This window comes from Burkholderia sp. Bp8963, from assembly GCF_003854275.1.
Classification (GTDB): Bacteria; Pseudomonadota; Gammaproteobacteria; order Burkholderiales; family Burkholderiaceae; genus Burkholderia.
Genome location: NZ_QTQP01000003.1, coordinates 150077 through 173531, shown reverse-complemented (window position 1 = coordinate 173531; position 23455 = coordinate 150077). Strand labels below are relative to the sequence as shown.

At 65.8% G+C, this 23455-nt stretch carries 21 protein-coding genes and 1 riboswitch; of the genes, 8 read left to right on the top strand and 13 right to left on the bottom strand.

Annotated elements, in window-relative coordinates:
• Positions 1-219 precede the first annotated feature (219 nt).
• Complete coding sequence (locus tag DID96_RS04125) at positions 220-924, top strand: glutathione S-transferase N-terminal domain-containing protein (protein WP_124597975.1); 705 nt, start codon at positions 220-222, stop codon at positions 922-924.
• 134 nt (positions 925-1058) lie between these two features.
• On the opposite strand, the gene DID96_RS04120 is transcribed toward DID96_RS04125, so the two are convergent.
• Positions 1059-1565, bottom strand: coding sequence for a MarR family winged helix-turn-helix transcriptional regulator (locus tag DID96_RS04120; RefSeq protein WP_124597974.1), 507 nt, complete (start codon positions 1563-1565; stop codon positions 1059-1061).
• Between the two features lie 159 nt (positions 1566-1724).
• Between DID96_RS04120 and DID96_RS04115 the strand changes: the two genes are divergently transcribed.
• Positions 1725-2897, top strand: a complete 1173-nt coding sequence (locus DID96_RS04115; RefSeq protein ID WP_124597973.1) for an MFS transporter — start codon at positions 1725-1727, stop codon at positions 2895-2897.
• Positions 2898-2972: 75 nt separating this feature from the next.
• Here DID96_RS04115 and cobM read toward each other — a convergent pair whose 3' ends face one another.
• The 12 genes from cobM to DID96_RS04055 form a co-directional block, all read right to left on the bottom strand.
• Positions 2973-3701: a precorrin-4 C(11)-methyltransferase gene (gene cobM / locus DID96_RS04110; RefSeq protein WP_124597972.1), complete on the bottom strand. Its 729-nt coding sequence runs from the start codon at positions 3699-3701 to the stop codon at positions 2973-2975.
• A 66-nt stretch (positions 3702-3767) separates the two neighbouring features.
• Complete coding sequence (locus DID96_RS04105; RefSeq protein ID WP_124597971.1) at positions 3768-4499, bottom strand: cobalt-precorrin-6A reductase; 732 nt, start codon at positions 4497-4499, stop codon at positions 3768-3770.
• On the bottom strand, positions 4496-5632 hold the full coding sequence (locus tag DID96_RS04100; RefSeq protein WP_124597970.1) for a cobalt-precorrin-5B (C(1))-methyltransferase: 1137 nt from the start codon (positions 5630-5632) through the stop codon (positions 4496-4498). Before DID96_RS04100 ends, DID96_RS04105 begins: the two co-directional genes overlap by 4 nt.
• Positions 5632-6870, bottom strand: coding sequence for a precorrin-6y C5,15-methyltransferase (decarboxylating) subunit CbiE (gene cbiE, locus DID96_RS04095; protein WP_124598053.1), 1239 nt, complete (start codon positions 6868-6870; stop codon positions 5632-5634). Before cbiE ends, DID96_RS04100 begins: the two co-directional genes overlap by 1 nt.
• Positions 6871-7247: 377 nt before the next feature.
• Positions 7248-8633: a cation:proton antiporter gene (locus tag DID96_RS04090; protein ID WP_124597969.1), complete on the bottom strand. Its 1386-nt coding sequence runs from the start codon at positions 8631-8633 to the stop codon at positions 7248-7250.
• Positions 8634-8686: 53 nt separating this feature from the next.
• Positions 8687-10231, bottom strand: coding sequence for an amidase (locus DID96_RS04085; protein ID WP_124597968.1), 1545 nt, complete (start codon positions 10229-10231; stop codon positions 8687-8689).
• Complete coding sequence (locus DID96_RS04080; RefSeq protein WP_124597967.1) at positions 10209-11981, bottom strand: NAD(P)/FAD-dependent oxidoreductase; 1773 nt, start codon at positions 11979-11981, stop codon at positions 10209-10211. The genes DID96_RS04085 and DID96_RS04080 overlap by 23 nt, the downstream gene beginning before the upstream one ends.
• A 56-nt stretch (positions 11982-12037) precedes the next feature.
• Positions 12038-12682, bottom strand: a complete 645-nt coding sequence (locus DID96_RS04075) for a peroxiredoxin-like family protein (RefSeq protein WP_124597966.1) — start codon at positions 12680-12682, stop codon at positions 12038-12040.
• A 35-nt stretch (positions 12683-12717) separates the two neighbouring features.
• Complete coding sequence (locus DID96_RS04070; protein ID WP_221624570.1) at positions 12718-13518, bottom strand: DNA alkylation repair protein; 801 nt, start codon at positions 13516-13518, stop codon at positions 12718-12720.
• 4 nt (positions 13519-13522) lie between these two features.
• Positions 13523-15160 carry an FAD-binding oxidoreductase gene (locus DID96_RS04065; RefSeq protein ID WP_124597965.1) on the bottom strand — a complete coding sequence of 546 codons (1638 nt, stop codon included), beginning with the start codon at positions 15158-15160 and terminating at the stop codon, positions 13523-13525.
• A gap of 11 nt (positions 15161-15171) precedes the next feature.
• Positions 15172-16038: a class I SAM-dependent methyltransferase gene (locus tag DID96_RS04060; protein ID WP_124597964.1), complete on the bottom strand. Its 867-nt coding sequence runs from the start codon at positions 16036-16038 to the stop codon at positions 15172-15174.
• Between the two features lie 17 nt (positions 16039-16055).
• On the bottom strand, positions 16056-17075 hold the full coding sequence (locus tag DID96_RS04055; protein ID WP_124597963.1) for a GNAT family N-acetyltransferase: 1020 nt from the start codon (positions 17073-17075) through the stop codon (positions 16056-16058).
• Between the two features lie 349 nt (positions 17076-17424).
• Here DID96_RS04055 and DID96_RS04050 point away from each other — a divergent pair, with 349 nt between their 5' ends.
• The 6 genes from DID96_RS04050 to DID96_RS04025 all read left to right on the top strand — a co-directional run bounded on the left by DID96_RS04050 (position 17425) and on the right by DID96_RS04025 (position 23393).
• The gene (locus DID96_RS04050) at positions 17425-17946 is read left to right on the top strand and encodes a MarR family winged helix-turn-helix transcriptional regulator (RefSeq protein ID WP_124597962.1); all 522 of its coding nucleotides are present in this window, start codon (positions 17425-17427) and stop codon (positions 17944-17946) included.
• Positions 17947-18113: 167 nt separating this feature from the next.
• A riboswitch (cobalamin riboswitch) is annotated at positions 18114-18303 on the top strand.
• Between the two features lie 67 nt (positions 18304-18370).
• Entirely contained in the window at positions 18371-19780 is a 1410-nt protein-coding gene (cobG, locus tag DID96_RS04045; RefSeq protein ID WP_311767720.1) for a precorrin-3B synthase, read from the top strand.
• Entirely contained in the window at positions 19773-20399 is a 627-nt protein-coding gene (locus tag DID96_RS04040) for a precorrin-8X methylmutase (protein WP_124597960.1), read from the top strand. Before cobG ends, DID96_RS04040 begins: the two co-directional genes overlap by 8 nt.
• Positions 20396-21130 carry a precorrin-2 C(20)-methyltransferase gene (locus DID96_RS04035; protein ID WP_124597959.1) on the top strand — a complete coding sequence of 245 codons (735 nt, stop codon included), beginning with the start codon at positions 20396-20398 and terminating at the stop codon, positions 21128-21130. Before DID96_RS04040 ends, DID96_RS04035 begins: the two co-directional genes overlap by 4 nt.
• Entirely contained in the window at positions 21127-22902 is a 1776-nt protein-coding gene (gene cobJ / locus DID96_RS04030; RefSeq protein ID WP_124597958.1) for a precorrin-3B C(17)-methyltransferase, read from the top strand. Before DID96_RS04035 ends, cobJ begins: the two co-directional genes overlap by 4 nt.
• Before the next feature lie 185 nt (positions 22903-23087).
• Positions 23088-23393, top strand: a complete 306-nt coding sequence (locus DID96_RS04025) for a hypothetical protein (protein WP_124597957.1) — start codon at positions 23088-23090, stop codon at positions 23391-23393.
• Positions 23394-23455 lie beyond the last annotated feature (62 nt).

The window sequence follows — 23455 nt, the reverse complement described above, 5'->3', positions numbered from 1 at the left end:
GGACGCCCGACCCGGTGCGCACGGCCGGCGGCGAAGCTTACGGCAAGCAAGCCCCGGCGCCCGCCGGCTGCACCGATTGCGCAGATCGGCTACAGTGGCCGGCTTGGCGCGCCCCGCCGCGCCGCCCGGCATCGCCGCCCCGTTCCGCTCTCGCGGACGGGCGCGTCACGCCGCGGTGCGGCGGATCGCGGATGATCCATCTCGACGAGCGAATCTTCCATGCCCGACCTGTCCGCCTTCCCGATCACGCAAAAATGGCCGGCCCAGCAGCCCGACCGCCTGCAGCTGTACTCGCTGCCGACGCCGAACGGCGTCAAGGTGTCGATCATGCTCGAGGAAACCGGCCTGCCGTACGAGCCGCATCTCGTGCGCTTCGACACGAACGACCAGCTGTCGCCGGCCTTCCTGTCGCTGAACCCGAACAACAAGATCCCGGCGATCATCGACCCGAACGGCCCGGACGGCAAGCCGCTCGCGCTGTTCGAATCCGGCGCGATCCTGATCTACCTCGCCGACAAGACCGGCCAGCTGATCCCGAAGGATCTCGCGGGCCGCTACGAGACGATCCAGTGGGTGATGTTCCAGATGGGCGGCATCGGCCCGATGTTCGGCCAGGTCGGCTTCTTCCACAAGTTTGCGGGCCGCGACTACGAGGACAAGCGTCCGCGCGACCGCTACGTCGCCGAGTCGAAGCGCCTGCTCGGCGTGCTCGACGCGCACCTCGCGCAGCGCAAGTGGATGATGGGCGACACGTACACGATCGCCGACATCGCGATCTTCCCGTGGGTGCGCAACCTCGTCGGCTTCTACGAAGCGGGCGACCTGGTCGGCTTCGGCGAATTCCGCCACGTGGCGCGCGCGCTCGACGCGTTCGTTGCGCGCCCGGCCGTCGCACGCGGGCTCAATATTCCTGCGCGCGACTGATCGGCCCGGCCGGTCGCGCGTTCGCCGCGCCGGCCACCGCATACCCGCCGCGTCGCGCAGCCCGGCCGGCCGTTCCCCGAATTCCCGAACCGCAGCGTGAGTCACCGCCGCGCCGCAACCGGCGATGCAGCCGCCTAGTCGGGATCGCCGCCGGCCTCGCCCAATCCCGCCAGCAACTTGCCGAGCAGCCGCGCGAGCTGCGCCTCTTCCTCGTCGGTCAGCGACGCGAGCATCGCCCGCTGGTTGTCGACATGCGCGACCACGGCGTCATCGATCAGCGCGCGGCCCGCGTCCGTCAGCGCGACGAGCGTGCCGCGCCCGTCGGCCGGATTCGGCCGGCGCTCGACCCAGCCGGCCTTCTGCAGCCGGTCGATGCGCGCAGTCATGCCGCCCGACGACATCATCAGCGCGTCGTACAGCGCGGTCGGCGTCAGCGCGAACGGCGCGCCGCTGCGGCGCAGCGTCGCGAGCACGTCGAATTCCCCCGGCTGCATCCCGTAGCGCGCAAACAGCGGATTGAGACGGTCGCGCGCAATCACGAGCGCCACTTCCTGCATCCGCCCCATCACGAGCATCGACGATGCGTCGAGATCCGGACGCGCGTCGCGCCATTGCGCGACTGCCTGTGCGGCTCGATCCATTGACGTTCCCTCCATTGAGGTGCCATCCATTAACCCTCCTCGGCGAACAAGTTATCTTGACGTCGAGATAAATCGGCATTTATCTTGACGTCGAGACAATTTACACGAAAACGCGCGGCACCACGATTCGGCGCCGCGTTTGACACCGAGGGCTATACGATGAATCGTTTCAATACACCCGGATGGCGGCTCGCCGCCATCGTGCTGGTCGGGCTGAACCTGCGCCCCGCGCTCGCGGCGGTCGGCCCGCTGCTCGACATGATCCAGCGCGCGACCGGCATCGCCGACAGCACGGCGAGCCTGCTCACGACGATCCCGATCGTGCTGATGGGGCTCGGCGCACTATGCGCGCGCCGCCTGCAGCGCTCGCCCGGGATCGCGGGCGGCGTGGGAATCGGCATCGTGCTGATGGGGCTCGCGTGCGCGGCGCGCGTCGGTGCGCAGCATGCGTGGCTGCTGCTCGCGAGCGCATGCTGCGCGGGCGTCGGCATTGCGATGGTGCAGGCGCTGCTGCCCGGTTTCGTGAAGGCCAACTTTGCGACGCGCATCGGCGGCGTGATGGGCGTCTACTCGACGTCGATCATGGGCGGCGCGGTGCTTGCAAGTGTGGCCGCGCCGCTTGTCGCGACGCGCTGGGGCTGGCTCGCGGCGCTCGCGTGCTGGGTCGTGCCGGCGGTCGTGGCCGCACTCGCGTGGCCGGTCGCGAGCCGCGGCGGCGTGGCGATCGCCGCGCCGTCCGCCACCGCGTCGCAGCCGTCGCGCTCCGCACGTGCGTGGCGGCTTGCGCTGTTCTTCGGGATTGCGACCGGCGCGTATACGCTCGTGCTCGCGTGGCTGCCGCCGTTCTACATGCGGCTCGGCTGGTCGCCCGCGGCGGCGGGCGGACTGCTCGGCGGCGTCACGCTCGCGGAAGTCGTGGCCGGCCTGACGATATCCGCGACGATCGACCGCGTGCCCGATCGCCGGCCGGCGCTGATCGCGGCAATCGCGGCGCTGCTCGTCGGGCTCGTGCTGATGCTCGTGGAACCGGAGCGGCTCGCGCTGCCCGCCGCGCTGCTGATGGGCGCGGGCATCGGCGCGCTGTTCCCGCTGTCGCTGATCGTCACGGTCGACCATGCGGCGACGCCGGCCGACACGGCGCCGCTGACCGGTTTCGTGCAAGGTATCGGCTACCTGATTGCGGGGCTGTTTCCGTTCGCGGCGGGGATCGTCCGGCAGCATCTCGCGGACCTGACGCCCGCGTGGATCGCGATGGCGTGCCTGTGCATCGCGCTGTTCGCGCTCGCGGCCGGCTTCGCGCCGCAGGTTGCGCGGCGCGTCGCGCGCGCGTGAGCGGAGGCGCCGCGCCGGTGCGTGAATGACGGCCGGCGCTGCCCGGCCGCCGCCGATCATTGACGGGACGCTGCTTCAGCCCGCGCTTGCGTACAGCGTCGAATCGGCAAAGCCTTCCGCATCGAGCACCCGGCCAATAAGAATCAGCGCGGTGCGCTCGATGCGCGTGCCCGCGACCTTGCCGACGATGTCGGCAAGCGTGCCGGTGACGCGCTCCTCGTCGGGCCAGCTTGCGCGGTAGATCACCGCAACCGGGCAATCGGGCCCGTAATGCGGCAGCACCTCGTCGACGATGCGCGCGAGATGGCGCACGCCGAGATGGATCGCGAGCGTCGCGCGATGCGCGGCCAGCGCGCCGAGCGCCTCGCCTTCCGGCATCGTCGTCTTGCCCGCGTAGCGCGTGAGGATCACCGTCTGCGCGATGCCGGGCAGCGTCAGTTCGCAGCCGAGCGTTGCCGCGCACGCGGCGGTGGCCGTCACGCCCGGCACGATTTCATACGGAATTCCGAGCACCTTCAGCCGGCGGATCTGCTCGCCGATCGCACCGTACAGCGACGGATCGCCGGAATGCACGCGCGCGACGTCCTGCCCTTTCGCGTGCGCGTCGGCGAGCAGCGCGACGATCGCGTCGAGATCGAGCTCCGCCGTGTTGACGACCTGCTCCGCGCGATGGCCGTCGAGCACGGCCTCGGGCACGAGCGAACCCGCATACAGGATCACCGGGCACGTGCGCACGAGGCGCTGGCCCTTCACTGTAATCAGCTCCGGGTCGCCGGGACCCGCGCCGATGAAATACACCGTCATCGAAAAAACTCCGTCAATTCGTTTGCGACCGCTTGCGCGGCATCATGTGCGGCGTCATGTGCGGCGTCATGCGCGTGCCGCCGGATCGAGCGCCTCGAGCAGCGCGGCGGGCGAGTCGAACGCGCGGTCGACATCGGGCAGCGGCGGCCGGCGCAGCATCACCACCGGCAGCCGGCGCTCGCGCGCGACGTCGAGCTTCGCTTCGGTCGCGCTGCCGCCGCTGTTCTTGCTGACGATCACGTCGATGCCCGCGAGCGCGAACAGCGCGCGCTCGCCGTCGAGCGTGAACGGCCCACGCGCGGCGACGATCTGCGCGTGCGCGTTGCCCGGATGCGGATCGAGGCAGCGCACGAGCCAGAACTGGTGCGCAGGAATCGCGTCGAGATGCGCGAGCGGTTCGCGCCCGAGCGTAAACAGCGGCCGGCGAAACGGCGCGAGCGCGGCCTCGATGCCGGCCCAGTCGTCGACCATCCGCCAGTCGTCGCCCGGCTGCGGCTGCCACGGCGCGCGGCGCAGCGCCCAGCACGGCACGCCCGCGTCGCGCGCGGCGGCCGCCGCGTTCGCGCTGATCCGCGCCGCATACGGATGGGTCGCGTCGATCACGAGGCCGATGCCGGCGTCGTGCAGGTATGCGGCCAGCCCCGCCGCCCCGCCGAAGCCGCCGACGCGGACTTCGCACGCGAGATCGGCCGGCACCTTGCCGAGCCCGGCGAGACTGTACACGTGCCGGGGCCCAAGCGCGCGGGCGATCTTCAGCGCGTCGCCGGTGCCACCGAGCAGCAGGATCCGCGCGCTCATCGTGCGCTCCCGACGAAGCGGCCCTGCCGGTCGATCGCGAACATCTCGACCGCGACCGACGCGGGCACGATGTCGCGGGCGACGTGGAGCGCCTGTGTGCACACGATGTCGCCGAGCGGCACGCCGTCCGCCTGCGCGAGCTTCAGCGCCTCCTGGCTCGTGTTCGCGGCGCGCATCGCGGCCTGCAGCGCGTCGCTCGCGCCGGCCTCGGCCGCCCATTGCGCGAGCAGCGGCAAGTCGATGCTCGAATGACGGCTGTGCAGGTCGAGATGCCCGGCCGCGAGCTTGCTGAGCTTGCCGAAGCCGCCGCACATCGACAGCCGCGCGACCGGCGCGCGCCGCAGGTGCTTCAGCACCGCGCCCGCGAAATCGCCCATCTCGATCAGCGCCATGTCCGGCAGCCGGTAGTGCGCGCGCATCGCGTCCTCGCTCGCGTTGCCCGTGCATGCGGCGATGTGGCCGACGCCGTTCGCGCGCGCGACGTCGATGCCCTGATGAATCGACGCGATGTACGCGGAGCACGAGAACGGCCGCACGATGCCGGTCGTGCCGAGGATCGACAGCCCGCCGACGATGCCGAGCCGCGGGTTCATTGTCTTCAGCGCGAGCGCTTCGCCGCCCTCGACGCCGATCGTCACGTCGAAGCCGCCCGCGTAGCCGTGCTCGGCCGCGAGCGCGGTCAGGTGCGCCGTCATCATCTCGCGCGGCACCGGGTTGATCGCCGGCTCGCCGACCGGCAGCGTGAGCCCCGCGCGGGTGACCGTGCCGACGCCCGGCCCCGCATGAAAGCGCACACCGGGCGCCGCCGCGAGCGCGACGCGCGCGAACACCAGCGCGCCGTGCGTGACGTCCGGATCGTCGCCGGCGTCCTTGATCGTGCCGGCCTCGGCGACGTCGGTCCCCGTCTCTGTCTCGGTCCCTGTCCCGGTCCCTGTCCCGGTCCCTGTCGTTAACCGGCAGAATTCGATGCGCATCATCACGCGCTGCCCTTTCGGCAACACGATTTCAACGGCGTCGTCCGCGCTGCCCGCCAGCAGCAGGCGCGCGGCCGCGAGCGACGTCGCGGTCGCGCAACTGCCGGTCGTATAGCCGAAGCGCAGCGGCGCGGGCTGTTCGGGGGTTTCGTCGCGCATCACGCGGCGTCCGTCACGTCGGCGATGTCGGCCGCCTGGGGCTTGCGCACGTCGTACAGCGTGACGGGCAACGGCTGCCGCCAGGTGTCGAAGTGGCCGAGCGGTTCCGCATGCGCGAGCGACACGCGCGTGAGCGTGCCGCCGTGCGCGTCGCGCCACGCGGCGAGCGCCACTTCACCCTGCAGCGTGACCGCGTTCGCGACGAGCCTGCCACCCGGCTTCAGCGCCGACCAGCACGCGTCGAGCACGCCCGGCACGGTCGCGCCACCGCCGATGAAGATCGCGTCGGGCGCGGCGAGCCCCGCGAGCACGTCAGGTGCGCGCCCCGCGACGAGTTGCAATGCCGGCACGCCGAGCGCGTCGCGATTGTGTTCGATGAAGCGCTGCCGCTCCGCATGCGACTCGATCGCGATCGCCTGGCACGACGGGTGCGCGCGCATCCACTCGATGCCGATCGACCCGCAGCCGGCGCCGACGTCCCACAGCAGTTCGTCCGGCGCCGGCGCGAGCCGCGCGAGCGTCAGCGCGCGCATGTCGCGCTTGGTGAGCTGGCCGTCGTGGCGGTACGCGTCGTCCGGCAGGCCGGGCGTCAACGCGCGGCGCGGGGCGTCGGGCGCCGCGCGGCAGTCGAGCGCGACGAGGTTCAGCGCGGCGGTTTCGTCAACGGACCAGTCGTGCGCGAGCGCGTCGATGCGGCGCTCGAGCGGGCCGCCGAGATGTTCGAACACGCTGATCCGGCTCGGCCCGAAGCCGCGCGCGGTCAGTTCGGCCGCGACGATGGCCGGCGTGCGGCCGTCCGCGCTCAGCACGAACAGGCGGCGGCCCGGCAGCAGATGGCGCGCGAGCGTCGCGAGCGGCCGGCCGACCAGCGACACCGCGCCGACGTCCTGCAACGCCCAGCCGAGGCGCGCCGCGGCCAGCGACAGCGACGACGGCGCGGGCAGCACGCGCCATTCGTCGGGAGAAAGCTGGCGCGCGAGCGTCGCGCCGACGCCGAACAGCATCGGATCGCCACTCGCGAGCACACAGACGGGCGACCCGCGACGCGCGAGCACGCCGGCGAGATCGAAAGGCGACGGCCACGGCTCGCGCGCGGCGGCGAGCCGCGCGGGCAGCATGTCGAGGTGCCGTGGCGCGCCGACCACGAGCGTCGCGTCTAGCAGCGCGCGGCGCGCGGCGCGACCGAGTCCCGTGTATCCGTCGTCGCCGATGCCCACCACCGTCAGCCACGCCGTCATCCGCCCTTCCTCATCGTTCAGTTCCGTCATGTTGCTGCGGGCGGCCGCGAAGCCGCCGCGCGTCTGTTCGCGTTGCGAAAAGCGGCATGGTACAGCGTTCCGGGGCGCATTTCACCCTCGCGCGCCACGAGGCTGCAAACCGTGTCCGACAAGGATTTTCGGCCGACTTGCCTCAGTTTGAAAGTGTTGGCGTGGCATGAAGGGTTCCTGGCGGCTTCGCCAACCTTACCGCCGGCGGACTGCATCTGCCGTTGTGCGTTCGACCAGGACAAGACACCCCGCTCCGGCCCCGCAATCGGCGGCACAAACCGGCCATTTTTCTGCCGAGATACTCCGCAAGGTACCAGCGCGATATGGCACGGTGCGTGGTGTACCGGCTATTGCCCCGGCGATTCGGCCATATGATTCACAGGGGAGCCAGACGACGGTTGACTGATCAGCTCGCGCCGTTGGTCGTGCATCAGCCAACGGATGAGGGGCGTTGCGATAAAGGTACTCGCGATAGCCATGATGACCAGCATCGTGAACGTCTGTTTCGGAAGCACGCCAAGGTCGTATCCGATGTTCAACGCGATCAATTCCATCAATGCCCGGGTGTTCATCGATACGCCAATCGCCGCTGCGCAACGCCGGCTTTCTCCCATGACTCGGCTGGCAATGTAGGTCCCACCGAATTTCGCGACAAACGCCAGCAGGCAAACCAAGCCACAAATCGCCCAGTCGCGGGCCGTTTCCAGTGTGCCTACGTCCGTACGCAGCCCTGTGTACGCAAAAAAAACGGGAATAAAAAATACATGCACGAAGCCGCTCACACGTTCGTTCCATTGCGCCACGAACTGTCTGTTGTCATGCAATGCAATGCCGATCACAAATCCACCGATGATCGCGAAGATGCCCAGGTTGCTGGTGATCGAGGCCGACACGAGCAACACCAATAGCACCCAGGCAATTGTCCCGTTGCTCAGGCGCCCTTCCCTTGATAACGCACGCGAGAGCCAGAATCGCAGCAGCGGACGGATGGCCAGCAGTACTGTGGCAACGTAAGCAAGCACGAATAGCGTGTTAAGTACGAACTGCGCGGGTTCAAATCGGGAAATCACCAACGTGGAGACGGCGCCCAGCAGAAGCCAGCCCAGAATGTCGTCGAATGCGGCGGAACCGATCGTCAGCGCGGCCGTTCGTGTATGCGACAAGCCCAGCTCCATGAAGATTCGGCCGAGAATGGGGATGGCGGTAATCGATATCGCAGTTGCGAAGAAGAGGCGGAATGCGAGCAGGTCCGGACGCGGCTCGCCAAGCGTTTCCCATAACCATGGCGCTACGACGAAGCCCAAGGTAAAAGGCACCACGATACCCACGACGCTGATCACCGCGATTGCCGAACGCCCGTGCCGCAACTGAGCGTTGAACTCGAATTCAAGGCCAATCTGGAACATCAGCAGAATCAATCCCACCTGGGCAATACCGATAAAAATTGCCGAAGTTTCGGGTACGAACAAGGCATCCATCAGTTCCGGAAAGAACTTGCCCAGTAGGCTCGGCCCGAGCACCAGGCCGGCCAGAATTTCGCCGGCTACGGCAGTTTGCCCGAGACAACGCCTGGCGAACCAGACGACGCCTCGCGTCACCAACAGGATGACGATGAGTTGGTAAAGCAATTGCAACACCAAATGCTCGGCGGAAGGCCCGACCGCGGATTGTGCGTGGCTTACGAGTGCAGCGGACTGTGCCGCGACACTGGACGCGACCGAGGGTTGACTCATGGATGTCTCCAAGGAAATGAATTTGAACGGGGCTGTCGGCGCAGGTTTGCGATTCAGACCGCCGGCATGAGCCAGCCCCCAAGCAGTTGCTCGATCGCCAAGGCAGCAGATAACGTCAGATGATCGCCGCCGCACGGACCGACGATTTGCACCGATAGCGGCATGCCTCTTGCACAGAATCCGGCCGGCGCCACGGTCGCCGGAAGCTCCAGTGCGTTGAACAACGCAGACAGTCCGATATCTCCCGGATGAAGCAATGCATGATGATGCCCGGGTGCCACGCCACGGACCGGCGGCAGCAGCAGCAGACCGTCACATCCGAGGGACTGCAGAAGACGACAACGCAAGTCGGTCAACGCATGCCTGCGCTGAAACTTGACGGCTGCCCGTGGCGACAGCCATCGCTCCGATGCGCAGGCCAGCATTCCCGGCACGGTATGCCGTGGCTTCCCTATCAGCCGGCGACCCAACTCACGACACAGGCTCGGAGGACGGCCTTGGCCAATCAGGGCCTGAAACGTGGGGCCATCGCTGGCTGACACTTCCGCTGCCCATAGATCGAATGCTTTCGCCAGAAGTGGATCGGACCAGGGGATGATGTGCGCGCCGATGGTTTCCAGCGCTGCGGCGGCACGACGTACCGCTGCGCCAGCCTCGGCGCTGACCGACCGCAGCCTTCCCAATGGCGGCTCGTCACACATCAATACCTGCCGACCTTTCATCTGTGTCGGCGCGGGATCCAGCAACGAGCGGGGCACCACATTGCGGTCGAGCCCGTCCGGCCCCGCGATCACGCGCAGGAGCAGCATCAAATCCTCAGCGCGCCGTGCAATCGGTCCAGGTGCGAAATACCGCGCCATGGCCTGCGCGCCGGGCAACACCCCGAACATCTCGTCGAGCGGTACGTGCCCGGTCAGGGGCACGGTTCGACTCGATGGCTTGTGACCGAACACACCACAGTAGGCCGCCGGAATGCGAATCGAACCGCCTCCGTCCGTCCCGATACCAAACACCGAGCCGCCGGCCGCCACCATGGCCGCCTCGCCGCCGCTGCTCCCGCCAGCCGTTCGTCCGATTTGCCACGGATTTTCCGTGCGACCGTAAACCAGGTTGCTCGCCGTTGGCCACAATGCCATTTCGGACTGGTTTGTCAGCCCGATGACAATGGCGCCGGCGGCCCTGATACGAGCGACAACGGTCGCGTCAGCCCGTGCACTTTGCAGGCGACGAAGCATCGAACCGGCCGTGTGCGGCAACCCCGCGAAGCCCAGCCCCTCCTTGACCGTACATGGAACACCGTGCAATGCGCCCAGCTCCTCGCCTCGCATCACCATCCGCTCTGCCTTGTGCGCCTCCCTGATGGCAGCCCGATATCGCTCGCGCACGATTGCATGAATTGTCGAATTGACGTGTCTTGCGCGCTCGATATGCGCCCTGACGACTTCCACCGGCGATAGCTCCCGCTGCCGCACATAGGAGGCAATTTGCGTCGCGCTGAGGCCGATCAGGCCGTCAGCGTCGCGTGCATCCTCTACATTGCCCCCACTCCGGATCTCCGTAGCATCCGTTGTCACGTCAGTCCGCCAGGATGACTTCATCTCTGCGGCGATTCTGCACGGATTGCCTTTCCGCCTTGGTTTGCAATGCGTTCATTGTGTTCAGCGGCGGCGTGTTCGCCCGATCGAAATCCGGAAGACGAAGAAAGCCGCCATCGGCTTCGAACGGCGAAGCGAGCACTGCCGGCGACACGCCGTACTTGTAGAACAGCGACGGCCGGATCCGCAGCGCCAAGCTCCTCGACGCATCCTTGCAAGCGCCAAGCAAATGTCGCAAAGCCAACGAAACATGTTTGAACGACGGCTTCCACGCGACATAGCGCATAAGTCTAAGGCGCAGAACCACCAGCAGCCAGAAGTAGCGCGCGGCATAGCGGGGACGCGCCGTTTCCTTAGCCCGATACAAATCGAAATTGATCGACCGATCGTAGAGATTGGGTAGCAACTCCGGCCCGATATCAGGCCGGGATTCGACAATCTCGTCCATCAGACACGGGAACGGATACGGAGCCGGCTGAGCTTCGCGGGAAAAACGCGGCAGCAAATCGGCAAGCTGGCGGGCCTGATTGCCGTCGAGGAACCCGCCATTGACGTAGGTCGGCAGCAGGATGTGGAAGTAAGCCATGTTGGCGAACAGCAACGTCCACGCCATGCGCATCGGGTCGTGCATGACCTCGTACCATTTGCTCCAGGTATCCTGCAATGCCAGCTGGGCCTGAATATGTGACTCCAGACAGTCCACATACGACTGGTGCAAGATGCCGTCCATGTCCTTCTGAATGATTGCGGCGACATGTGGAATTTGTTGTGCAAGGTAGGCCAGTCCCGCGCTGTTCGCCGGGTCGAATGTGAAGGCAGCGTCGCCGATGAGGAACCACCCGTCGGTAGAGTAGTACCGTTTCGACTCGTACATATAGTTACGGTAGGCATTCACGTCGTGCACTTCACCCGATCGCACCAGTTCGCACAATACCGGGTGTTCGGTCTCCATGCGGGCGAGAAAGTCGTCCACGCTTGACACGTCATGCTGATGCATCTCCGGCCGGTAGGTAATGCCAATACTGACCAAGTCTTCCCCTGTTTCCGAGCGAATGGGAATTACCCATATCCAATAACCCCGTCCATAGAAGTGATGGGTCACGTAATAGGCGTCGTAGCAATGATGCGCAACTCGCGTAGCTCGGATTTTCGCCAATGTCGTGCGGTCGAAGTGCTTCAATCGAAACCAGAAAGCACTCCGCTGATAGGTCGGTTCTTTCTTCAGGTCGAGCTTGCGCGCCAACAGTCGATTGCGCCCGGATGCATCGACCACCCAGTTGGCGTCTATCCACTCCGCGCCACCATCTTGATGTTTGATCTCCAGCCGATGGATCTTTCTCGCGCCTGAATTCAGTGCAAGATCGGTGACGTCACCGTCGATGCGTTTGATTCCCAGTCCGTCGTTGATCTTTCGGATATCCCGATCAAAGGTCCAGCGATTCAGATTGAACGCTGGCATGCGAATGACGCCTGGTGCCTCGTGAACCACATATTTCCTGCACTCGGGATCCGTCGACAACTTGAAATAGTACGTCAAGCCATACTTGTGATAGTGGCGCTCCTCAAGGAGCTGAGAGAGTCCCAGCCCCTTGAGGAAATGAGTGGTCAATTCAACTGTCGATTCTCCGACCATCGGTCGCTCGCGGTCATGCCTCCCAATCACTACCACCTCTACATCGGGCAATCGCTTTCGGAGATACATGGCAGCCAGGTTTCCCGACACGCCCGAACCGATGATTGCGATTCTTTCCATATGTAAGAGTCCTTATTTTATAGATAGTGATATTGAAAGCACGGGCCTCAGGTCGCTCAGAGCGTCTTGAGAACCCGCACGATCTCCGATGGTTCCATTCGCTTCGAGTAGTCACTGTCGACAAACGCATACGCGATGTGACGATCCCGACCAATGACGTAAGTCGCTGCAAGCGGAAGTTCGTAGCTGGCATCACCGTTCACGGTCGGCAAATCGGCGCCCAACTGATGGTAGATGGGGCGCATCTCGGCGGAGAGAGAAAAGACCAGTCCAAAGGCTCGCGCAACCTTGTTACCGGCATCGCTCAAAACAGGAAACTCAGTCTTGGTCGCTTTCACGGTCGCCCCCGTGGCGGCCGGTGTTTGTGGCGAGACGGCAATCAGCGTGGCGCCTGTTTTTTTGATCTGAGAAAGTTCACGCTGCAACGCCGCCAGCGTCAGGTTGCAGAACGGACACCACTGTCCCCGATAGAAGGTCAGGACGACCGGGCCGTCCTTGAGTAGATCGTTCAGCGGCACGATATGGCCGTCCGCGTCGGGAAGCTCAAAGGTCGGCGCGCGTGCGCCTACCTTCAAAGCTTTTTGCGCAATGCCTGAAGACGCAAGCGCCTGGGCCGCATTGCCCATGGCTTGCAGCGCTTCGAGCGGAACCTTGTCGGCCATCGACACCTTAAGTGTGTTGATTTTGGACGAAAGTGACATAACCATCTCCTTGAAAACGAGCTAGCGTTGAGTATTTATGTCGCGATCACGCGACCTTTTTTTCGCAGAGTCCGTAGCGCTCTGTCGACGATGCGATCGGTGGCGGGATTGCTTTCGCGCCGCCATTGTTCGCAAAGTTCAAGTACCCATTCAGGTGATGTCTTGCTGGCATCGTTAAGCCAGTTGGCGACGGAATCCTGGACGTAACGCGCCTCGTCCGCCTTCAATGCCTCAAGCAAAGGCTCCGCAATTTCAGGGGAGGTCTTAAGCCGCGCAATGTGCTCGCTCCAAACGCCGCGCGGTCGGATACTCTCGACCGCAAATCGCCTGATATTGGCGTCCGACGCGCCGGTCCAGTCGAGTAACAGCAGAACGGCGCGATCGATCTCCGCGGCGATATAGGGCCGCACTGCCATCCACGCCCATTCACGTACGCCGAAATGCACGTCCGCCGCAAAGGGGAAAATGGCGTCCAGGCGGTCGCCGAGCGTCAGCGACGAGTCGGCGCGCGTTACCGCAAATGCAGCCCAGGAGCGCACCGTATCGGAGGCATGATGGCAAAGCCGATCCAGCACGATCGCCGCTTGACGCTTCCTCATGGCCAGCAGCGTCTCGCCAATGGCCAGTCCAATTCCTGCGATCTGGTGGCTGATGCCCTTCTCGGAAACCTTTCCCTGCGCCGCAAGGACAAAATCAAGGGCGTGATCAAGCCCTATTCTCGGCAGGACGGTGGCGACCAGTACGGCCTGGTCGACTGCAAGGCATTCGGCCAAGTTCTTCGTTGCTTCGATACCGCTATCCAGTGCGGCTTTTCTCTCAGATGCCAGAAGGACCATTGCGTCACTCCGTGCGTGGTAGATGGGTGATGGGGCTGCCGTGTTTCGCCTGGGAGTCCCACCTTCCTGGTGACAGGATGTGGAGAGGATCCAAAGCGTCCTTCAGCTTTCGGGCAACCGTCCAGAATGGTTGATCCTCGTCGACCATCGAGACAGCATGACGTGCGTGTACCCTGTACGGTATGAAACCCGATCGCCTGCCTTCAGAAAGCAGCGTATCCCAACATGCCTGCGCGGCCGTGCAGGCAGCGCTGTCGGTACGATCAAACAGCAAGGGAAGCGTGCAATCAAAGCTGCGAGCCGAAACACTTGTGAACGTGATGGGTGCGTCGAAGCCATAGCGAGCGCAAACGCGACGTACCAAATCCACAAAATGCCGCGCATCGCTCCCTCGCATCGGGACGATCGGTGCATACCAGAGGAGGCCGCACCCGTCGCGCGATGGATGTCGATCCCGCTCCGGCGGCGGACCCGACTTCCAGTACGCCAGTGGCAACGCGACTTCGCCGGGTATCCCTTCCAGCAGCGACAGCCCCTGCTTCATCATGTCGACCATGCCAGCCAGCCGACGCGCTCGTGTGCCCGGTAACCATCGCATCAGGGTTTCGATTCGCCCGGCTTTCGCTGGCGTCATGAACACGATTCGACTCGCCACGCCAGTCAGCACTTGCCGAACCAATTTGCGCGTCGCCTTTACATGCCGGCTCGTTCCGTAAAGCGCGCCGGCGCCCATCCAAGGCGCTGCTCCGGCGCGTCTTGCCAGCACCTCGATATCCGATTCAGCAGCAGGGCGAGTTGGCTGCCCGCTCTCGTCGAGATGCTGCGCCGACATGGCCAGCACTCGCGCGGCGCTCATGAGATTGATGCCGCTCACGTTGGCACCCGCCTCATGCAAGATCCGTCGTGTCGCATCAACTGCCGATTCCAGTTTGAGATCGTCATCGATCCAGAAATAGAATGCCTCGACGCACTCCGGACGACGCGAGAGTGCGACTGTCATACTGGTGACGATGCCAACATGGCTCTGCGTAAACATGCCGTCGAGATACGGCCCAACGCCCCATTTGAAGCCGCTCATGGTGCCATGGGCAGACATAGGCGAGCGATACACGCTGCCGTCTGGCAAGACTGCTTCAAGCGCGGTCACGGCAGCGAAGTGATCCGCGATCGGCGTGATCCCGTAGCCGCGTTCCAGTGCATTTCCCACGATGCTGCAACCCGGACCCGCGCCGGTTGTCGGCACCATGAACGGCAAGCCATGCTGGTCAAGCCAGACACGTAATGAGCCTTGCGTCACACCTGGCTCGAGGGTGATCAATCCGAGATCTGCGTCGAACGCACGGATGTCACACATGCGAGACAAATCGACGATGACGCAATTGCTGCGATACGGGTTGGCCGTGCCATAACCCCAGTTTCGCCCTGTACTGATTGGATGCACCGGTACGCGATGCGCCGCCGCAATACGAACGACGATCCGAACTTCCTCAGTATCGGCCGGAAACAGCACCGCCAAGGCCCGTTGCGAGTAGTCGCTCGTATCCCTGGCATATCGTTCGAGGGTTTCTGCATCCTCGCGCACAGCATCCGGGCCAAGTGCAGCGCGCCATGCCAATAGAGCTGCATGCATTTCTTGTGACAAGCCTCATCCCCTTACAGTGCGCCGGAAAGACCGCCCAAACGAAGAAAAAGCGAAAGTTGCCTTACATCGGCGCGACGCGCGCGCGGCAAAGCGCGGAAGCGCCTTTTCAGCTCGCTCTCCGACACCGCACGATGTCGGGACGGACTCTTGATCACGATCTGCAGCGGACTGATGGCCGTCGCATAAACTCGCCCGCGATCGCGCAAATGGCGCCGCGCAAGGCGCTCATACTCGTCACGCGTAAATGCGGCATGCAGCGAATGGTAGTAATCGTCAACCAACTCGGAACGCTCTCCCGCTGCGGCACGGTTCACAAAATACTGAACGGATGCCGGATGGCGCAGCCGGCCGAAGTCGTTGAAATAGACCGCACCGTCGGGTTTCAGGACGCGCTCGATCTGAGCGAACGTCTTGCCCAGCGCATCCACGTCGGGCAGGTGATGGAATGCCATCGAAGACACCACGACGTCAATGCTGTGATCTTGAATGCCTTTCAAGGTAGTCATGTCGCCGTATTGCAACTCGATATTGCTCACCTCCTTCTCCGCAAATATCTTCTCAGCCCGAGCCAGCATAGTCCGCGACATGTCCAGCCCAACGAACTCCGTGCGCGGGTTGAGTTCGGCAAGCTGCCCGAGCAGGTTGCACGGCCCGCAACCTACATCCAGCACGACGTCACCCGGCCGGATCATCTGGCACATGTGCGCGAGGTGATAAAGGTAGACGCCCGACAGCGCGCCGCTTTGCCGGCCGCCGTTCGCATACGCGTCGACCGATTCCTCGCCATCCATTACAAGGAAAGGTTCCGGGGTACGAAGTAAAGGCTGGCGGGCCGTCGCCTCACGGACGATAGTTTTGAACAGTTCCGGTATGAACATCCTTCTCCCCTGCGCGATCAAGCGGTTGCCGCGAAACCAGGATGAATCGCTTCGCTTTCGTTAGGAGCCGGTTCCCCCGTGCGTGGGTAAGTCGCAAAAATGAGCCGACGCACTTGCCGGGGAAGACGCGCCACTTCGACGCCACAATCGATCAGATAGGCCTTGACCTCGTCATCCGTCCACGCCGGTGGCGAGGACAAGGTGAACGGAGGGTGCGCAAAACGAGGCAACTGAATGCAGTCCAGTACATCGTCCAAAAAGAAGCGATATAGGTTCGTGCGACGATCGGCAATAGCAACTTCCATGTCTCCGCGATCATAGATATCGCGATAGCGGGGGGCTGCTGTTGTTAGGTCGATACGCAACGGCATCGAGAGTGCCTTGTTTAACGCACCATATTCTCGTGTCAGCCCGATGCGTTCGAACAGCAGCCCGTGACAGTAGAACTCGCGCATCTTCGGATGCACGGCAATCACCAAATCCTCGATCAGGCGATGTCGGCGCGCCCAGCGGAACAGCGCGTTATAGAGCAACAATGCAATACCACGCCCACGAACATCTTGAGCGACCGACAGTGCACTGACCTCGGCAAATCGCCGACCTGTATGTCGCAATGCCGCGATGTCAGCGGCATGCACCACCTCCATCGGCAAGCCGATTGGCGAATCTTCGACGAGCGAAATGGTCCCGAGCAAACGGCCGAATCGGGTCGCCACGAAGGTCGTCGTGCCAGGAAGAATGTGATGGGGAGAGAACTTTAGACCTGATCGCGCTGGAAATGCAATGCCTCGTGCAACATAGGAATCGTGCACCAATCGAAAGGCTTGCTCGCGTTCCGCTAACGTCCCTGCAAGGCCGATCTTGATGCCATCAAGCTCGGATTTCTCGATCACCCAGCGCCGCACCATCTCCCTGCGATAAACAGCGGCAGGAATTAACCTGCGTACGAGGCTACGTCGAAACTTAACGCGGTCTCTCAAAAGACTTATGTCGGCCGCGAATCGAGATGCGCTCCGCTCTTTATTGAAATGCAACACCTAGCCCTCCTGGCTATTGGCAACCCTTCTACAAGCCATCCACCGTAGTCCAGCGCACTCCAATGAATTCAAATGCGCGTGCCACCTTCCCATTTTGATCGTCGCCATACTGTACGGCGCCTAACTATATTGACGACGCCTTCCTGACTTGTCAAGAAGTTGTAATCTGCGCGCGCAGCACACGTTCAGCGAGCAGCACGTCATTCTCGGCAGAGCAGGCCGGGATACCCGCTTCCGTTCGACCGTTACAATGCGTGTCAATGCCGCTTCTTCCCTACGCCCCCTCGTTGCTTGACCGCGCATTCCATGATCGATAAAGTTGGGCGCCGTGTAATAAGGGACGGTACCAATTCCGATGGAACAAAAATATCTGGCGCTACTGCATGAAGCAGCAAGGCGTAGCGTCCCAAATCTGGACGGGATCCGTTTGTGCTTTCAGTTGCTCTCGCTGTCGGCTGACATCGACCGCGACTGTGCGTCACTGCTGGCGCCGCATGGATTGTCTGAAGGCCGTTTCGTCATCCTGTTCCTGCTAGAGGCGGCGGGAGAAGGATTGGCCCCGAACGTCCTGGCCGAACAGGCCGGCGTGACGCGCGCAACGGTGACGGGGCTGCTGGACGGGCTGGAAAAAGATGCGCTGATCGAGCGCATGGCGGATCCGACGGATCGCCGCGCGCTGCGTATTCGTCTGACGCGCAGGGGCAAACAGCTCGCCAAGAAGATGTTCGACCAACACAGTAGGTGGATTGGGAGCTTGTTCGCCAATCTGACGTTATCGGAGCGCGAGCAGCTTGCGTTGCTGCTAACCAAAGTCACGGCGAACGTCGGCAGTGAGGCGCCACCCCAAGCGCTGCGCCAAGGTCGCGTTTAACGGGTGTTCGGCGCGGCGCACGAGGTCAGGACGAACTTTAGTCGTCCACGCCAGCGCAGCCCGCAATTCCGCAGGACGGCCGTTGCGAATCGATCGATCGGCATCATCAAAAGAACAATCCGCGGAACGGGACACAGCCGCTAAGGCCCTTCTAAAATCGGGTATCCTACGCCCGTTCGTTCGCCGGTGCCCTTCGGGGCCGAAGAGGGAACACAGGGCGCTTCGCGCTGCTGTGGCTGCCCCCGCAACTGTACGCAGCGAGCCCGTCTCCACCCGATGCCACTGGTTTCACCGGGAAGGCCTGGAGCGGGCGTCGACCTGTGAGCCAGGAGACCTGCCGGCCTGAAAGTGCGTGCGTGCCAGCCGGCATCGGGCGGGGTGTACCGATGCGTTGGCCGCGGCGCGACACAGTCCCGGTGCCCCGTTGAGTTCCGCCTCCGTTCCGTCCCCTGCTTCACCTGCCGTGCGGCCATCGGCCTGCCCGGGGCTCGTGCGCGTCGTCCCGGCCGCCGATGGCGGACTGTGCCGGGTCAAGCTGTCCGGCGGCCGCGTCGACGCGGCCCAGGCGCGCGCGATCGCGGCCGTCGCGCGTGCGCACGGTTCCGGCGTGATCGAAGCGACCAACCGCGCGAACCTTCAACTGCGCGGGATCCGCGGCGGCGAAGTCGATGCGCTCACCCGCGCGCTGCTCGATGCGGGGCTCGGCCCGCTCGTCGACGCCGGCGGCGATGCCGCCGCGCTCGCGGCGAGCGACGACGTGCGCAACCTGATGCTGAGCCCGCTCGCGGGGCGCGATCCCGCCGCGCTCATCGACAGCCGCGCGCTCGCCGCGCCGCTGTTCGACCTGCTCGCGCATGAGCCGCGCCGCTTCGAGCTGTCGCCGAAATTCGCGATCCAGCTCGACGGCGGCGAAGCGGTCGCGGCGCTCGACCATCCACATGACATCTGGCTGTCCGCATGGCGGCGCGGCGACGGCGCCGTACGCATCGCGGCCGGGCTCGCCGGATGTCCGCCGGTTTCGCGCGCCGATGCGCCCGCGTGCGTCGACGTTTCGCCTGAGGAATCGGCCGCGCTCGTGCGCGCGCTGCTGCTCGCGTTCCTCGACCTCGCGCCGACCGACGTGACGCGCATGCGCGCGTTGCTTGCGACATGTGGCGAGCAGGTGCTGCTCGAGCGCGCACAAGCCTATCTGCCGTTTCCGCTTGCAGCCGACCCCGCGCTTGCCGACTGGCGGCGCGCGCCGTCCGGTTTCGCGTTGCGCTTCGGCGCGCATCCGTCGAACGACGCGTCGCGCTGCAGCGTCGGCGCGCAGTTCGCGCTCGGCCGTCTCGACGCGGCGCGACTCGACGCGCTCGCGGCGCTCGCCGACACGCATGGCGACGGCACACTGTCGATCACACCTTGGCAAGGCGTGTTCATCCACGGCGTCGCGACAACCGACGCGCCCGCGCTGCGCGATGCGCTCGCCGCGCTCGGCCTCGTCTGCGAGCCGACAGATCCGCTCGCGCAGCTTGTCGCCTGCGCCGGCAGCGCCGGCTGCGCGAAAGCGCGTGCCGACACGAAGCAAGACGCGCTCGCGCTTGCCGCGCGCGTCGGCCATGCGCGCAGCGTGCACGCCGTGAACCTCGTGCACCTGACCGGCTGCGAGCGCCATTGCGCGCTGCCGCACCCCGCGGCGCACACGCTCGTCGCGGTCGCGCCGGCACGCTACGACCTTTACCGGCGCGACGACGCAGCGGGCCTCGGCGCCCCGCTCGCGCGCCACTTGACGATCGACCAAGCCGCGGCCCGACTGGGCGATGCGCGGCAAAGCCAGGACACCACCGATGCTTGACTACATACGCGACGGGCAGGAAATCTACCGCCAGTCGTTCGCGACGATCCGTGCCGAGGCCGACCTGTCGCGGATCCCCGCGGACCTCGAGAAACTCGCGGTGCGCGTGATCCACGCGTGCGGGATGGTCGACGTCGTCGACGACCTGCGCTTCTCCACCGGCGCGGGCGCGGCGGGCCGCGCAGCGCTGGCCGCCGGCGCGCCGATCCTCTGCGACGCGAAGATGGTCGCGGAAGGCATCACGCGTGCGCGGCTGCCGGCCGGCAATCGCGTGCTCTGCACGCTTGGCGAGCCCGAGGTGCCCGACCTCGCCCGCCAGCTCGGCAACACGCGCTCGGCCGCGGCGCTCGAACTGTGGCGCCCGCACCTCGCGGGCAGCGTCGTCGTGATCGGCAACGCGCCGACCGCGCTGTTCCATCTGCTCGATCTGCTCGACGCCGGCGCGCCGCGCCCCGCGCTGATTCTCGGCTTCCCGGTCGGCTTCATCGGCGCGGCCGAATCGAAGGCGCTGCTCGCGGCCGACAGCCGCGGCGTGCCGTACGTCGCGCTGCTCGGCCGCCGTGGCGGCAGCGCGATGGCGGCGGCCGCCGTCAACGCGCTCGCGACGGAGGTCGAATGACGGCCGCGCGCGGACGCCTGTTCGGCCTCGGCGTCGGCCCGGGCGACCCCGAACTGATGACGCTGAAGGCGGTGCGCCTGTTGCAGGCCGCGCCGGTGGTCGCGTATTTCGTCGCGAAAGGCAAGAAAGGCAATGCGTATGGCATCGTCGAAGCGCATCTGCTCGACGCGCAGGTGCAACTGCCGCTCGTCTACCCGGTGACGACCGAAGCGCTGCCGCCGCCGCTCTGCTACGAAACCGTGATCGCCGATTTCTACGACACCGCGGCCGACGTCGTCGCCGCGCATCTGGACGCGGGCCGCGACGTCGCCGTGATCTGCGAAGGCGATCCGTTCTTCTACGGCTCGTACATGTATCTGCACGATCGTCTCGCGCCGCGCTACGACACCGAAGTCGTGCCGGGCGTGTGCTCGATGCTCGGCGGCACGGCCGTGCTCGGCCAGCCGCTCGTGTACCGCAACCAGAGCCTGTCGGTGCTGTCCGGCGTGCTGCCGGAGGACGAACTGCGCGCGCGGCTCGCGCAGGCCGACGCGGCGGTGATCATGAAGCTCGGCCGCAACTTCGACAAGGTGCGGCGCGTGCTCGACGAGCTGGGCCTGGCAAAGCGCGCGCTGTACGTCGAGCGCGCGACGATGGCGAACCAGCGCATCGTGCCGCTCGACGAGGTCGACCCGATGGCGTCGCCGTATTTTTCGCTGCTCGTCGTGCCGGGGGAAAAATGGCAAGGATGACGACCCCGCCTGCGATCGTGATTCTCGGCGCGGGCGCGCTCGACACCGCGCGGCGCATCCAGGCGCGCTATCCGGGCGCGCAGGTGCACGGCCTCGCGTCGCGCGTCGCCGCCGACGTGCCGTTCGACGAGCTCGGCGCACACCTGCGCGAACTGTATGCGCGCGGCCTGCCGATCGTCGCGCTGTGCGCGGCCGGCATCGTGATCCGCTGCGTCGCGCCCGCGCTCGCCGACAAGGGCGTCGAGCCGCCGGTGCTCGCGGTCGCGGAGGACGGCTCGGCCGTCGTGCCGCTGCTCGGCGGCCTCACCGGCGTGAACGCGATCGCGCGCGAGCTGGCCGACTGGCTCGGCGTCGCGCCCGCGATCACGACGAGCGGCGAGCTGCGCTTCGGCGCGTGCGTGCTCAATCCGCCCGACGGCTATGCGCTCGCCGATCTCTCGCAAGGCAAGCGCTTCGTCTCCGACCTGCTCGCGGGCGCATCCACGCGCGTCGACGGCGCCGCGCCGTGGCTCGACGACGTCGCGCTGCCGCGCGACGACGCGGCCGCGCATGCGATCCGCGTGACGCCGCTTGCATGGCGCGGCGCGCGTGACGAACTCGTGATCCATCCGCGCAGCGTGGTGATCGGCGTTGGCGCGCGGCTCGGCGTATCGGACGCCGAGGACACCGAGGACACTGGGGACACTGGGGACACCGGGAACGCCGAGAACACCCCGCTCGTCTCGCGCGTCGGCGCGCTGCTCGACGCACATGGCCTTGCACCCCAAGCGCTGGCCGCGCTCGTCGCGCCGGCGACGATGATCGGCGACGCGACGCTCGAAGCGGCCGCTGACGCGCTCGGCGCGCCACTGCGCTTTGTCGATGCCGAAGCCGGCGCCGACGCAGCCACCATGCTGCGACAGGCATTGCGCGTGCGGCATGCGATGCGTGATTCGAACGGCACGAACGACGCGCACGACGGACTGGCCTGCGCGGTTGCCACCGAACCCGTCGATCCGGCGACGCTCGGCCGCGCGCGCGGCCGCCTGACCGTGCTCGGCCTCGGGCCCGGCAGCGCCGCATGGCTGACGCCCGCGGCACGCGCGGCGCTCGCGGAGGCGACCGACATCCTTGGCTACACGACCTACGTGAACATGGCCGGGCCGTTCCGCGCGGAGCAGCGCGTGCACGGCACGGACAACCGCGAAGAGATGCAGCGCGCGCGCCACGCGTTCGAACTGGCTGCTGAAGGAAGGCGCGTCGCCGTCGTGTCGTCGGGCGACCCGGGCGTGTTCGCGATGGCCGCCGCTGTGCTCGAAGCGCTCGACGAAGCACGCGACCCGCGCTGGGCGGCGGTCGATCTGCGCGTCGAACCCGGCGTGTCGGCGTCGCTCGCGACCGCCGCGCAGGCCGGTGCGCCGCTCGGCCACGACTTCTGCGTGATCTCGCTGTCGGACAACCTGAAACCGTGGGACGTGATCGAGACGCGCCTCGCGCATGCGGCCGAGGCCGACCTGGTGATGGCGTTCTACAACCCGATCTCGCGCGCACGGCCGTGGCAGCTCGATCGCGCGCTCGACGTCGTGCGCGCGCATCGCGCGGCCGATACCGTCGTCGTGCTCGGCCGCGACATCGGCCGGCCCGGCGCGACGCTCGTCAATACGACGCTCGGCGCGCTGCGCGCCGACCAGGTCGACATGCGCACGATGGTGATCGTCGGATCATCGACGACCCGGCGCTTCTCGGTCGGCGACGGGCGCGACTGGGTCTATACGCCGCGCTGGTATCGCTGAATGCCGCGCGGGCACGACGCCCTGCGTCGGTCCCGCGCAGCCCCGCGTCGGTCCTCGGTCGGCCCAGCCTTGCGCATGGCACCGCACGGCCTGCTCGACGAGTGCGCGCACGATCTGGTTGCGGGGATGCGCTGCCGTTCGCTAAGCTTGCGGTCGCACGACTTCCCCACGGGTCCGGAGGTTTCATGAAACGCATGCTGCTGGCCGCCATCGCGCTCGCATCGACGCTCGGTGTCGCGCACGCGCAGACCTATCAGTTCGGCGAAGGGCAGACCCAGCCGCAAAGCGACGCGCAGCCGGCGCAGCCCGCGCCGCTGCCGGGTGCGACCGAGGTTGCGCCGCTGCCGCAGGGGGCGGTGCCTGAGGCGCGACCCGCGTCGCGGCGGCACCATGTGACACCGCATCGGCACCATTACCGGCCTGCGGTCCACAAACGCCGGCATGTGCGGCACGTCAGGCATACCCGGCACGCGGCCTACCGGCACACGTGATGCGGCGGCTCATGCAGCCGGCCTGCTCGTGAATGTTCACGCGGCTGACACGTTCGAGTCAT